This is a genomic window from Streptomyces sp. NPDC096323 (assembly GCF_040302845.1).
Classification (GTDB): domain Bacteria; phylum Actinomycetota; class Actinomycetes; order Streptomycetales; family Streptomycetaceae; genus Streptomyces.
Map to the genome: position 1 here is coordinate 137,637 of NZ_JBEOSI010000009.1, position 12,013 is coordinate 149,649.

General features: G+C 72.0%; 12 protein-coding genes. 6 read left to right on the plus strand and 6 right to left on the minus strand.

Annotation, left to right across the window (positions count from 1 at the left end):
* Positions 1–11: 11 nt before the first annotated feature.
* The 3 genes from ABTX18_RS24965 to ABTX18_RS24975 form a co-directional block, all read right to left on the minus strand.
* Positions 12–1,490: an alkaline phosphatase PhoX gene (locus tag ABTX18_RS24965; protein ID WP_352124973.1), complete on the minus strand. Its 1,479-nt coding sequence runs from the start codon at positions 1,488–1,490 to the stop codon at positions 12–14.
* A gap of 165 nt (positions 1,491–1,655) precedes the next feature.
* Positions 1,656–3,134 carry a hypothetical protein gene (locus ABTX18_RS24970; RefSeq protein ID WP_352124974.1) on the minus strand — a complete coding sequence of 493 codons (1,479 nt, stop codon included), beginning with the start codon at positions 3,132–3,134 and terminating at the stop codon, positions 1,656–1,658.
* 214 nt (positions 3,135–3,348) lie between these two features.
* Positions 3,349–4,053, minus strand: a complete 705-nt coding sequence (locus ABTX18_RS24975; RefSeq protein WP_352124975.1) for an antibiotic biosynthesis monooxygenase — start codon at positions 4,051–4,053, stop codon at positions 3,349–3,351.
* A gap of 135 nt (positions 4,054–4,188) precedes the next feature.
* Between ABTX18_RS24975 and ABTX18_RS24980 the strand changes: the two genes are divergently transcribed.
* The 3 genes from ABTX18_RS24980 to dapA all read left to right on the plus strand — a co-directional run bounded on the left by ABTX18_RS24980 (position 4,189) and on the right by dapA (position 6,809).
* On the plus strand, positions 4,189–5,304 hold the full coding sequence (locus ABTX18_RS24980) for a lipid II:glycine glycyltransferase FemX (protein WP_352124976.1): 1,116 nt from the start codon (positions 4,189–4,191) through the stop codon (positions 5,302–5,304).
* Positions 5,305–5,389: 85 nt separating this feature from the next.
* Entirely contained in the window at positions 5,390–5,830 is a 441-nt protein-coding gene (locus ABTX18_RS24985) for a GNAT family N-acetyltransferase (RefSeq protein WP_352125197.1), read from the plus strand.
* 85 nt (positions 5,831–5,915) lie between these two features.
* Positions 5,916–6,809, plus strand: a complete 894-nt coding sequence (gene dapA / locus ABTX18_RS24990; protein ID WP_352124977.1) for a 4-hydroxy-tetrahydrodipicolinate synthase — start codon at positions 5,916–5,918, stop codon at positions 6,807–6,809.
* Here the strand turns inward: dapA and dapD are convergent.
* On the minus strand, positions 6,806–7,795 hold the full coding sequence (dapD, locus tag ABTX18_RS24995) for a 2,3,4,5-tetrahydropyridine-2,6-dicarboxylate N-succinyltransferase (RefSeq protein ID WP_352124978.1): 990 nt from the start codon (positions 7,793–7,795) through the stop codon (positions 6,806–6,808). The two genes, dapA and dapD, sit on opposite strands and share 4 nt — an antisense overlap.
* A 281-nt stretch (positions 7,796–8,076) precedes the next feature.
* On the opposite strand from dapD, the gene ABTX18_RS25000 reads away from it, so the two are divergent.
* From ABTX18_RS25000 to ABTX18_RS25010, 3 genes are all read left to right on the plus strand, one after another.
* Entirely contained in the window at positions 8,077–8,967 is an 891-nt protein-coding gene (locus ABTX18_RS25000; RefSeq protein ID WP_352124979.1) for an alpha/beta fold hydrolase, read from the plus strand.
* A gap of 117 nt (positions 8,968–9,084) precedes the next feature.
* Positions 9,085–9,729 carry a TetR/AcrR family transcriptional regulator gene (locus ABTX18_RS25005; RefSeq protein ID WP_352124980.1) on the plus strand — a complete coding sequence of 215 codons (645 nt, stop codon included), beginning with the start codon at positions 9,085–9,087 and terminating at the stop codon, positions 9,727–9,729.
* A gap of 110 nt (positions 9,730–9,839) precedes the next feature.
* Positions 9,840–10,448, plus strand: a complete 609-nt coding sequence (locus ABTX18_RS25010) for a TIGR03086 family metal-binding protein (protein WP_352124981.1) — start codon at positions 9,840–9,842, stop codon at positions 10,446–10,448.
* Positions 10,449–10,475: 27 nt separating this feature from the next.
* On the opposite strand, the gene ABTX18_RS25015 is transcribed toward ABTX18_RS25010, so the two are convergent.
* Both ABTX18_RS25015 and ABTX18_RS25020 read right to left on the minus strand, forming a co-directional pair.
* Entirely contained in the window at positions 10,476–11,408 is a 933-nt protein-coding gene (locus tag ABTX18_RS25015) for a CU044_5270 family protein (protein WP_352124982.1), read from the minus strand.
* Positions 11,395–11,994, minus strand: a complete 600-nt coding sequence (locus ABTX18_RS25020) for an RNA polymerase sigma factor (RefSeq protein WP_352124983.1) — start codon at positions 11,992–11,994, stop codon at positions 11,395–11,397. The genes ABTX18_RS25015 and ABTX18_RS25020 overlap by 14 nt, the downstream gene beginning before the upstream one ends.
* Positions 11,995–12,013: the final 19 nt, after the last annotated feature.

Here is a 12,013-nt window from a genome sequence, read left to right on the forward strand (position 1 = left end):
CCTGGTTGGAGTTACTGCTCGCGACGCGGCTGACGCTTCCACGGGCCGGTGATGGCCAGCATGATGCCGGGCGTCTGGATGTTGGCGAAGAGCGTCTTGCCGTCGGGCGAGAAGGTCACGCCGGTGAACTCGCTGTACTCCGGCTCGGCCGCCGTGCCGGCGTTCAGCTCGTTGCGCGCGATGGGGTAGGTACGGCCGCTCTCGGTCGCCCCGAACAGGTGCTGGACGCCCTCGCCGTCCTCGGAGATGACCAGGCCGCCGTAGGGCGAGACCGTGATGTTGTCCGGGCCGTCGAAGGCGCCGTCCTTGGAGGGGTCCGCGTTGACGCCGAGGAGCACCTTCAGCGTCAGCGTGCGGCGCTTGGGGTCGTAGAACCAGACCTGGCCGTCGTGCGCGACGGGGCTCTCGCCACGGGCGAACGAGGAGACGATGTAGGCGCCGCCGTCGCCCCACCACATGCCTTCGAGCTTGCGGGCGCGGGTCACCTCCTGGTCGCCGAACTGCTTGCGCACCGAGACGGTCTTCGCGTCGCGGTCGGGCACGTCGACCCAGTCCACGCCGTACACGGTGCCGGTCTTCGTGGCGCGCGAGAGGTCGTCGACGAACTTTCCGCTCTTGTCGAAGCACTTGGTGGCCTGGAGGACACCGGCGTCGTCGGCGAGCGTGCGGAGCTTGCCGCGGCCGTGCTTGAAGCCCTGCGGCGGCACCCAGCGGTAGAGCAGTCCGTTGGGTCCGGAGGCGTCCTCGGTGAGGTAGGCGTGACCCCGCTTGGGGTCGATGACGACGGCCTCGTGGGCGTAGCGGCCGAACGCCTTGATGGGGCGCGGGTCGCGGTTGGCGCGCTTGTCGTACGGGTCGACCTCGAAGACGTAGCCGTGGTCCTTGAGCAGACCGTTCTTCCCGGCCTTGTCCTCGGTCTCCTCGCAGGTCAGCCAGGTGCCCCAGGCGGTGGAGCCGCCGGCGCAGTTGGTGGAGGTGCCGGCGATGCCGACCCATTCGGCGGTGCGGCCGTCGCGGCGGGTCTCCACGACGGTGCAGCCGCCGGCCGCGACCGGGTCGTAGACGAGGCCGTCGGTGAGCGGAACGGGGTGCGCCCAGCCCGCCCGGGTGCCGCTCAGTTCGTGGTTGTTCACCAGCAGGGTCACGCCGCGCGCACCCTCGAAGGCGGCCGTGCCGTCGTGGTTGGAGGGGGTGTACTCACCGGTCTCCAGCTTGGTGACACCACTGTGCGTGATGACCTTGTACGAGAATCCGGCGGGCAGCGCGAGTATGCCCTTCGGGTCGGGCAGCAGCGGCCCGTAACCGGGCTCGTGGCTGTGCCCGTGTCCGTGTCCGTCGTGGTCATGACCGTGGTCGTCGTGGCCGTGCTTCGAGTCCCCGGCGGCGAGGGCGCCGGGTGCGGTGGCCAGCGCGGCGACGGTTCCGGTGAGGGCGATGCCGGCACCGGTGAGGGCGGACTGTGTGGTGAATTCCCTGCGCGTGAAGGCCATCACGTACTCCTGGTGCTGCTGGGGCGGGTTGATTGCGGGATCACCGTCCCGCCCCTGCGCCAACATCAGTTGAACTGAGGACGACTTTGAGGGAATGCCTTCCGTGAACATCCTCGGCGGCGGGGGCGGCCGGGTCCGCCGGCCGCCCCCGCCCCGTACCGCTTCTCAGCTGCCCGAGCCGCTCCGGGAGCGGGCCTTGAACGCGGCCTTGCGGGCGTCCTTCGCCTGCTTCTTGTCGCTGTGCAGCCGCCCCATCGCCTCCAGGACGTCCGCCGTCGCGGGGTGGTCGACCCGCCAGGCCTGGTCGAAGAAGCCGCTGTGCTGGCTGGACAGCCCCTCGACCAGGCCCTGGAGCTCGTCGAGATCGCCGTCCGCCTCCAGCTGGGCCGCGATCGTGTCGATGGCGAGCCAGAAGATCATCGCCTCGGAGGGGGCCGGTACGTCGGCGGCGCCCCGCTCGGCGAGCCAGACCCGGGCGAGTCCGCCGAGCTGCGGGTCGTCCAGCACCGCGCGCACCGCGGGTTCGGCGTCCGCGCCGACCAGGGCGAGTGCCTGCTGGCAGTGCAGCCGGCGCAGGGGGGCCTGCGGGTCCTCGCCCCGTGCGGCGTCCAGCAGTTCGCCGGCCGCCCCGTCGGCGCCGTGCCGCGCGAGCCACAGCTCGATCTCGCTGCGGGCGGCCTCCTCGGGGTAGTACGCGATGCCGCCGAGCAGCACGTCGGCCCCCTTGTCCGCCAGATCGCCGATGGCCGGGGCGTCCACACCGGCGTCCAGCATCCGGGCGCGGATCCCGTAGACGCCGAGCGGGGTCAGCTTCACCATGCCGTACCGGGTGACGTCGTCGTCATCGGCGGGCGGCACGGACTCCTCGCCCTCCTCGGCCAGCAACGCCTCGTCCACCGGCCGGTATTCGACGATGCCGATGGGTTCGAGGATGCGGAACTGGTCGTCGAGGCGCATCATCGCGTCCGACACCTGTTCCAGGATGTCGTCGGTGGGCTCGCCCATGTCGTCGGGGACGATCATCGAGGCGGCCAGCGCGGGCAGCGGTACGGACTCGTCCGCCGCGCCCTCGCCGGCCGTGAGCAGATAGAGGTTGCCGAGCACCCCGTCGAGGAATTCCGCCTCGGTCTCCGGGTCCCAGTCCAGAGCATCGAAGTCGATCGACCCGTCCTCGCCGACGAGGTCGGCGAAGTCGTCGAAGACCGGGGCGGTGGCGTCGGCGTGGGCGGCCTCCAGGCCGTCGAGCCAGACCGACAGGACGTCCTGCGGCGAACCGCCGGTCAGCAGCGCCAGATTCTCCCCGACGGTGACGGTTCCCTCCCGGTCGTCGAGAAAGCCCTCGTCATCGGCGTCCGGCTCGGTCTCCGGGTCCTCGACCTCGACCAGGCCGGTGTCGACCGCGAGCCGCCAGGCCTCGCTGGCCTCCGCGGCGCCGTCCTCGTCCGCCGCGAGGCCCAGGTGCTCAGCCGCCGCGGGCAGCTGTGCCTCGACGAGTTCGCCGCCGGCGCCGACGCGTGTCTCGGGTCCTGCCCAGCGGGCGAGCCGGACGGCACGGGCGAGCAGCGGCGCGGCGAGCGCGTCCCGGGCCAGCTCCGCCTCGGTGTGCAGCCGTACCGGCGGCAGGGTGGGGCGCTCTGCGGACATCACGGGGTCTCCTCGAAAACGTGCGGGCGTACACGTCGCCGGCGCCACGGCTCCGGGCGTGTACGGGGTCAGGCGGCCCAAGCCTAGACGCATTTCGTCCCCTGCCGCCCGGTGCTCGGAACAGAAGGCGGCCCGCCGCCGGGAGGTCGCGTAACAACCACTTCCCGTACAGGCGGAGGTACCTACGCGGAAGGTTTCGTTCCCGGCCGCCCCGCTATCCGCCTTCGCCCGGCCGCAGGCTGAGCGCGGGGGTGTAGCGGTGCACGCCGCCACCGGTGACACCCGGGTAGGACTGCACCCGTTCCCACTGGGGCGTGCGCGACCCGATGCCGTCCCCGGGCGCGGCCAGGGCGTCGATGTGGGCCTCGGCGCTCACCCACTCCGCGTAGTTGAGCACCCGCCTCCCGTCGGTGCTCACGTGGAAGTGGCCTGCGAGGCCGCCGGGCGCGGGGGCGGGGTCCGTGCCGAGGGCCTCGAACACACCGTCCACCCAGTCGCGTTGGCGAGCCCTGTCCGCCCCGTCGAACTCGACGTCGACGACAACGACACAGCCGGGCTCGCCGCCACCGGGCGACGAGGAGCGGTAGAGCTCGTAGGTGTGCAGGCCGAGCCGTTCGATGCCCGGCACGGCCGCGTCGATCTCGGCGTTCCGCTCGTCGCGGCCCTCCCGGACGAAGTCCCGGTAGCTCTCCTCGGCGGTCCACTGCGAGTAGTGGAAGAGCGTCCTGCCGTCCTCCCCGGCGTACACGCTGTACGAGAGCAGGCCCGGGTGCGGCCACGGCCTCGCCTCCCACGCGGCACGGATGGCCCCGACGGCCCGCCGCCCGCGCTCCGGCGTGCCGACGTCCCAGGTGCTGGCCTTGACGATCCCCGCATCCGCTCGGGTGACATCGGGCCGGGACACGAACTCCACTGTCATGACTGCTCCTCCCACCGGCGCACCCTTGCGGTGCGCCCGTGACAGCCACCCTGATACGTCAAGCGCGCTTGAGGTCAACAGCGGCCCGCGCGCGCCGCCCTGGGCTGACGGATCGGACAACGAACGGAGTACCGCATGACGCTGCGGGTCGAGGAGATCACGCGCGAACAGCACCTGGCGTTCGTCGCCGGCCGGGGCTCGGCGAGTCATATGCAGGTCCCGTCCTGGGGCGAGGTGAAGCCCGACTGGCGCGCGGAGAGCATCGGCTGGCTGGACGAGGAGGGGGTGATCGTCGGCGCCGGTCTGGTGCTGTACCGCCCGGTCCCCGGACTGAAGCGGTATCTGGCCTATCTCCCGGAGGGCCCGGTCCTTCCGTGGGACGAGGGCGACCTGCGTCCCTGGCTCGATCCGCTGGTGGCCCACGCCAAGGCGCGGGGTGCGTTCACGGTACGGATGGGGCCGCCCGTGATCGCCCGCCGCTGGGAGGCGTCGACGGTCAAGGACGCCATCGCGGACCCGGCCGCACGCCGGCTGCGCGACGTCGAGGCGGATGTGACCGAGCGCCGGGCCGCCGAGGTCGTGGAGCAGCTGCGCCGGCTGGGCTGGCAGCAGGGCGCGGACGGGGACGGCTTCAGCGCCGGTCAGCCCCGGTACGTGTTCCAGGTGCCGTTCGCCGGGCGGTCGCTGGAGGAGATCCGGGACGGCCTGAACCAGCAGTGGCGGCGCAACATCAAGAAAGCGGAGAAGGCAGGCGTGAAGGTCGTCGAGGGCGGCCTCGACGACCTTCCGGTCTTCTACGAGCTGTACCGCGAGACCGCCGAGCGCGACCGCTTCGTCCCCCGCCCGCTCACGTACTTCCAGCGCATGTGGACCGCGCTGCGATCCGAGGACCCGGACCGGATGCGGCTCTATCTCGCCCACCACGACGGGGAGGTGCTGTCGGCGGCGACGATGCTGACCGTGGGGACCCACGTCTGGTACTCGTACGGCGCCTCGACGAGCCGCCGGCGCGAGGTACAGCCCAGCAACGCGATCCAGTGGCGGATGATGAGCGACGCGCACGAGCGGGGCGCCGCCGTGTACGACCTGCGGGGCATCACCGACACCCTCGACGAGGGCAACCACCTGCTGGGCCTGCTGCGCTTCAAGGCGGGCACCGGGGGGCGGGCCGCGGAGTACATCGGCGAGTGGGACTATCCGGTCAGCAAGCTGCTGCACAAGGCGTTCGGCCTGTACATGGCCCGACGCTGAGGGGGCCGTACGGCCCGGGGTCGCCGTTCACTTCGCGGTGCTGCGCGACGCCACGCCGGGGCCGGGTGACATCATCCCCGATGTGATGCTGCGTACCGCCACCCGCCAGGACCTGCCCGCCGTGCTCGCTCTCCTCGCCGACGAGGAGAAGGTCGTCGACCCCGCCTCGGTGGTCATCGACGACGCCTACGAGAAGGCGTTCGCCGCTGTCGCGGGCGACTCGCGCAACGAGATCCTGGTGCTGGTGGACGGCGACACGGTGGTGGGATGCCTGCAGGCGACGTACATCCCCGGGCTGGGCAAGCACGGCGCCGAGCGGGCACTGATCGAGGCCGTCCGGATCAGGCCGGACCGGCGGGGCGGCGGGCTCGGGCGGCAGCTGATGGAGCGCACGGTCGAGCGGGCGCGGCAGCGGGGATGTGCACTGGTCCAGCTGACCAGCAACCGGCACCGGGCCGACGCCCACCGCTTCTACGCCTCTCTGGGCTTCGCCGCGAGCCATGAAGGCTTCAAGCTCGCCCTCTGACCTCCGCCGCAGTTGAGCGCTGCTTCACCTTCACCCCGAGAAGAACTAAGTGGACCTTCACGGTCTGACGGCGGACACTTCGGACATGACGCCGCCCGCATCCTCCCGCCCCCGCCCCTTCGGCCGCACTCTCTGCGCCATGGTCACGCCCTTCACCGCCGCAGGCGCCCTCGACCCGGACGCCGCCGCCGCGCACGCGGCGGCGCTGGTCGCCGGGGGCTGTGACGGACTGGTGCTCAGCGGCACCACCGGCGAGTCCCCGACCACCTCCGACGCCGAGAAGGCCGCCCTGGTGCGCGCGGTACGGGAGGCGGTCGGCACGGACGTACCGCTGGTCGCGGGCATCGGCACCGCAGACACCCGGCAGACCGTGGAACTGGCCGGGCAGGCGGAGCAGGCGGGCGCCGACGGGCTGCTGGTCGTCACCCCGTACTACAGCCGGCCCCCGCAGGCGGCCGTGGAGGCGCACTTCCTGCGCGTCGCCGAGTCGGCCGGCCTCCCGCTCATGCTCTACGACATCCCCGGCCGCACCGGCACCCGCATCGAGCCGGCCACGATGCTGCGGCTGGCGGAGCACCCGCGCATCGTGGCGGTGAAGGACTGCTCGTACGACCTGCTGGGGGCGACGAAGGTGATCGCCGCCACCGCGCTCGCGTATTACTCGGGCTGCGAGGAACTGAACCTGCCGCTGTACGCGGTGGGCGGCGCCGGATACGTCAGCACCGTCGCCAATGTGACGCCCGGTCCGCTGCGTGCCGTGCTGGACGCCTTCGACGCCGGGGACACGACCGGGGCGGCCCGGCTGAACGGCCTGCTGACCCCGCTGACCGAGCTGATGATGGCGTCAGGCCTGCCGGGCACGGTGACGGCGAAGTCCCTTCTGGACGCGGGCCCGGTCCGCGAACCGCTGCAGCCCGCCGGGCGCGAGGCGTCCGACGGGCTGCGCAGGGCGTACGAGCGACTGCTCGCCGCCTGTTAGTCGTTGCTGTGCAGGACGTCGTTGAGGCCGTCCCAGACCGCGTTGTTCGGGCGGGCCTCGACGGCGCCCGTCACCGAGTTGCGGCGGAACAGGATGTTCGAGGCGCCGGACAGCTCGCGCGCCTTGACGATCTGACCGTCCGGCAGGGTGACCCGCGTACCGGCGGTGACGTACAGACCGGCCTCGACGACGCACTCGTCGCCGAGCGCGATCCCGACACCGGCCTCCGCGCCGACCAGGCAGCGCTCGCCGATCACGATGCGTTCCTTGCCACCACCGGAGAGCATGCCCATGGTGGAGGCGCCGCCGCCGATGTCGGAGCCGTTGCCGACGACGACGCCGGCCGAGATCCGGCCCTCGACCATGGAGGTGCCGAGGGTGCCCGCGTTGAAGTTGACGAAGCCCTCGTGCATGACGGTGGTGCCGGCGGAGAGGTGCGCGCCGAGCCGCACCCGGTCGGCGTCGGCGATGCGGACACCCTTCGGCGCGACGTAGTCCGTCATGCGCGGGAACTTGTCGACGGAGGTGACCTGGAGGTGCAGGCCCTCGGCGCGGGCGTTGAGCCGGACCCTCTCCAGGTCGTCGACGGAGACCGGGCCGAGCGAGGTCCAGGCCACGTTGGTGAGCAGACCGAACATGCCGTCGAGGTTCTGCCCGTGCGGCTGGACGAGACAGTGCGAGAGCAGGTGCAGGCGCAGGTACACGTCGTGCGCGTCGAGCGGCTTGTCGTCGAGCGAGGAGATGACCGTGCGGACGGCGACGACCTCGACCCCGCGGCGGGCGTCCAGACCGATGGCCTTGGCGGCGCCCTCGCCGAGCAGGTTGACGGCGGCGTCGGGGGTGAGCCGCTCGGTTCCGGCCGGTCCGGGCTCGTCGGTGAGCTCGGGAGCGGGGAACCAGGTGTCGAGAACGGAACCGTCGCCGGCGATGGTGGCGAGGCCGGCGGCGACGGCGCCGGTGGTACGGGGGGAAGTCGTGTCGGTCATGCCCCGAACCTAACCGGCCGGGGGCGGCCCGGGCCAACCGGTCTCAGCGTCCGGGCGAGCGGCGGCCCCGGCACCCCCGAACGGCTGGGGGACCCGGCAACGCCGTGGCCCCCGGGCCCGCACTCCCTGCGTCAGGCGGGCCAGGCGAGCGGCCGGAGAGCATCGGCCTGGCCGCATCCCGGGTGGCGTCCGGGTCGAAGCTCCCGGTCTTCCAGGGATTTATAAGCACGGTCGTGCGTGCTAATTTACTGTCCTCATGACACCAACGAGGAGCACTGAGCATGGCCCCCATCGCAGCGCTTGCCGGCATCGCACTCAACCTCACCTCCCGGGTCTCCAACCGGCTCGCGGGGCACGGCGCCTACCGCCTCTTTCACATGCCGCTCGCCCGGAGCGGTATACGCCCCGCCGAACAGGAGCTCTTCGCCACAGCCGAAGTCCAGCGGATGGAGGCCGGCGGCCGGTCCACGGTGGTCTACCGCTGGGGCAACGGCGAACGGCCCGTGATCCTGGTGCACGGCTGGCAGTCCCGCGGCTCACGGCTCGCGGACTTCATACCCGGACTCCTCGCGAGCGGCCACAGCGTCATCACCTTCGACGCACCCGCACACGGTGATTCCGCGGGCCGCAGCACGACGATCCAGGACTACCGCCACATCCTCACCGGACTCCAGGAGCGGTACGGTGAGTTCGACGCCGTGGTGGCACACTCTCTCGGCGCTCTGGGCTCGTTCTTCGCCCTGCGGCACGGGGTGCGGACGAAGCGGATCGCCACCATCAGCGGGGTCTGCGACTACGAGTACCTCATCGACGAGTTCTGTTCCACCGTTCCCCTGCGGCCGCGGCTGAAGGCGCGGCTGCGGGCCCTCGTCGTGAAGAACCTCTTCTCCGACCTGCCTGCGGACCAGCGGCCGTTCTCCGCCGCGAACGGGACCGCCGCCTCCCTCGGCATCCCCCTCCTGGTCGTCCATGACGCCGACGACCTGCGGATCCGGGTGGAGCAGGGACACAGGCTCGCCGACGCGTTCGGCGACCGTGCACGGCTCGTCGTCACGAGCGGCCTCGGGCACCGTCGCATCCTGGGCGACCCGGAGGTCGTGGCCGCCGTCCTGGACTTCGTCGGGCACGGCCGGATCGCGGAAGCGGGCACGGAGGCCGTCACGGCGCGATGACACCCGCACCCGGAGGCCGTCAGCGCCGGGAAGACTGAGCGCACAGTCGTCTGCATACTCGGTAGACTGGACCGCCACCGGCACCGCGAGGGGCCGACGCAGGAAAGACGGGCGGCCATGGCAGTGACACACACCGACGGGCGGATCGCGCGCGGGAACGAGACACGCCGGCTGGTCCTCGCGCGCGCGGTGGACATCGCCTCGGTCAACGGCCTGGAAGGGCTCTCGCTCGGACAGCTGGCGACCGAGCTGCAACTGAGCAAGAGCGGCGTGTTCGCCTTGTTCGGCTCCAAGGAGGACCTCCAGCTCGCCACGGTCCGGGCCGCCGTCAGCATCTACCAGGAGCGTGTCGTCCAGCCCGCCCGCGATCTGCCGCCGGGCGTGAAGCACCTGTGGCAGGTGTGCGGGAGCTGGCTGGACTACTCCCGGACGCGGGTCTTTCCGGGCGGCTGCTTCTTCTACTCGGTCTCCGCCGAGTACGACGCCCGCAGCGGCAAGGTGCACGACATCCTCGCGGCGGCGCGCACCAACTGGATCGCGTTCCTCGAACAGTCCGTGCGCGAGGGGCAGGTGGCGGGCGGGATCGACACGGAGGCCGACGTCCCCCAGTTGGTGTTCGAACTGACGGCGCTCATGGAGATGGCCAACGCCGAATCCGTCCTGCACGACGAGTTCACCAGTTACGACAAGGCGGCCAAGGCCATTCTGAACCGCCTGCGGGGCGTCGCCACCGACCCGACCGAGCTCCCCGACTCTCCCTGACCCATTGCGTCGCCCCCTCAAAGGACGCTCCCTGCCGACGAAAAGTGCACGCACGATCGCGCTGAATCCCCCAGGGCGTACGTGGCCCGATACTCACCGAGAGGTTCCGTATGGACATCCGGAAGCTGGACCGGGACGCCGTGCTGGAGACCGTACGCATTCTGGAACGGGCCGATCCCCAGGACTGGGATCGGCCCACTCCCTGCGCCGACTGGACCCTGCGCCAACTCGTGGCCCATATGGCCGGGCAGCACCACGGCTTCGCGGCAGCAGCGGCGGGGAACGGGGGCGACATCTCCGCGTGGCGGCCGCGCGCGCTCGGCGACGAACCGCTGAAGACCTACCGTGCCGCGGCCGAGGCGGTCATCGACGCCTTCGCCCCGCCGAGCGTGACCACCCGGGAGTTCGTCCTTCCGGAGATCAGCTCCACGCTCGGCTTCCCCGCCGCCCAAGCGATCGGGTTCCACTTCCTCGACTGCGTGGTCCACGGCTGGGACCTGGCCCGCGCCCTCGGAGCCGGCCTCGACCTGGACGAGGGAGCCGCCGAAGCCGCGCTCGTCATTGCGCTGCGTGTGCCGGACGACGACCGCAGAACCGCCCCGGCGGCGCCGTTCCGGCCTGCGCTGCCCCCGGCGCCCGGGGCCGCCCCGACGCTCGACCGGATCCTCACCACGCTCGGCAGATCACCCGACTGGGCCCCGCCCCGGACGGCCCTGTGAACTCGCCGCCCGCCCCCGGGCGCGACGTCAGGAGCGCTGCCCCTTCCGGTCGACGACGACGGCCTTCACCCGGGCGGTCACGACCGAGTCGGCGCTCGCGTCCGTCGACCCCCCGCCGGCGTACAGCGAGGTCCGCGCGTTCAGGAGCAACAGGCCGCGCTCCCCCGGCAGATGGATGCCGATGACCGGCCGGTTCAGCACGTCCACGGTCTGGACGGCTTCGAGCCCGGGGATCGTGGCCATGGCCCGGTAGACCGAGGCGAGCCCTTTCGGGTCGGCGGGGTAGGACGCCGCCAGGACGGACAGGGCCCGGAAGTCGTGCTGGGCGGTGGTCTCGTTCTCGCCGGGGTAGAAGGCGCGGGCCTGCTCCCTCACCCCGGCCGGGTCGGTGGGCAGCGCTGCCAGGAGCGTGAACCGCTCGCGGGGCGAGTGGTCGTCGCCCGACCTCCCGTTCTCGAACGCCGGGTCCGCGTAGCGGTACCAGTGTTCGATCACCCGGAGGCCGTTCGCCTTCTCCCCCGACTTGCCCTCCCGCGCCAGGGCCGTCAGTTCGCGCTCCGCCTCCTGCGTGCCGGACTGCCGTGGGCCGGCGTTCGCGTCCGACACCAGCTGCTTGGTGTAGACCCACTGCCCCGTCGTCGGCACGGGCACCGGGTCGTCCGCGACTTCATCGGCCGCACTCCTCAGCACCGGGGCGGCGCTGCCCAGTTCGAACAGGGTGGTGGGTCCGGCGCCCTGCTGTGCGCCCTTTCCGCCGCTCGTGAACTGGGTGCCGGCCACAGCCCCCACCGTGATCACCGCCGCGGTCGCCACCGCGGCCAGCCGCCAGTCGGTGCGCAAGCGGCGCCGCCGCCCCGCCACCTCGGTCAGCCGCTGCCGTCCCGCCGCCAGAGCCGCCCGGTCCGGAGCGGGCGCCTCGGCTCGCAGTTCCCGTACCAGCGTCATCTCATCCGAGTCCATGAGCCACCTCCAGGCTTTCGGTAACGACTGTGGGATCGGCCCCCAGGGCCTGGCGCACCTTGCGGCGGGCCCGGTTGAGCCGGGAGCGGACCGTGCCGACGGGCAGGGACAGCGCGTCGGCCACCTCCTGGTAGGTGAGGTCGGCCCAGGCGATCAGCAGCAGGACATGCCGGTCGCCGGAGGACAGTGCGGCGAGCGCGCCCGCGAGTTCGCTGTGGGCGGCCTGGGCGCTGACCCGGTGGTCGGCGCGTTCGGTCCAGGACTCGGCCACGGGGTCGGTGCCGGTGCGGGCCAGCGCGCGCAGGGCCCTGACCTCGGTGCGGCGGTGCTTTCCGATGAGGTTGGCCGCGATGCCGTACAGCCAGGGCCGCGCGCTCTCCCGGCGGAGGTCGAAGCGGGCGCGGGCGCGGAAGGCGGCGAGGAAGGTGTCGGCGGTGATGTCGTCGGCCACACCCTCGCCGAGCCGGCGGGCCGCGTAGCGGTGGATGCCGGCGGCGTACCGGTCGTAGAGCAGCGCGAAGCTCTCCGGCCGTTCCAGCGACTGGCTGACCACAGCCGCGTCATCGTCTCTCGGTGGTCCGGTCACGGTGTCTCCGTCATCTTCA

What these genes read in the sequence shown, in the direction of transcription:
- ABTX18_RS24965 (WP_352124973.1), bottom strand. Translation starts at nt 1,490, where the DNA reads ATGGCCTTCACGCGCAGGGAATTCACCACACAGTCCGCCCTCACCGGT.
- ABTX18_RS24970 (WP_352124974.1), bottom strand. Translation starts at nt 3,134, where the DNA reads ATGTCCGCAGAGCGCCCCACCCTGCCGCCGGTACGGCTGCACACCGAG.
- ABTX18_RS24975 (WP_352124975.1), bottom strand. Translation starts at nt 4,053, where the DNA reads ATGACAGTGGAGTTCGTGTCCCGGCCCGATGTCACCCGAGCGGATGCG.
- ABTX18_RS24980 (WP_352124976.1), top strand. Translation starts at nt 4,189, where the DNA reads ATGACGCTGCGGGTCGAGGAGATCACGCGCGAACAGCACCTGGCGTTC.
- ABTX18_RS24985 (WP_352125197.1), top strand. Translation starts at nt 5,390, where the DNA reads ATGCTGCGTACCGCCACCCGCCAGGACCTGCCCGCCGTGCTCGCTCTC.
- dapA (WP_352124977.1), top strand. Translation starts at nt 5,916, where the DNA reads ATGACGCCGCCCGCATCCTCCCGCCCCCGCCCCTTCGGCCGCACTCTC.
- dapD (WP_352124978.1), bottom strand. Translation starts at nt 7,795, where the DNA reads ATGACCGACACGACTTCCCCCCGTACCACCGGCGCCGTCGCCGCCGGC.
- ABTX18_RS25000 (WP_352124979.1), top strand. Translation starts at nt 8,077, where the DNA reads ATGGCCCCCATCGCAGCGCTTGCCGGCATCGCACTCAACCTCACCTCC.
- ABTX18_RS25005 (WP_352124980.1), top strand. Translation starts at nt 9,085, where the DNA reads ATGGCAGTGACACACACCGACGGGCGGATCGCGCGCGGGAACGAGACA.
- ABTX18_RS25010 (WP_352124981.1), top strand. Translation starts at nt 9,840, where the DNA reads ATGGACATCCGGAAGCTGGACCGGGACGCCGTGCTGGAGACCGTACGC.
- ABTX18_RS25015 (WP_352124982.1), bottom strand. Translation starts at nt 11,408, where the DNA reads ATGGACTCGGATGAGATGACGCTGGTACGGGAACTGCGAGCCGAGGCG.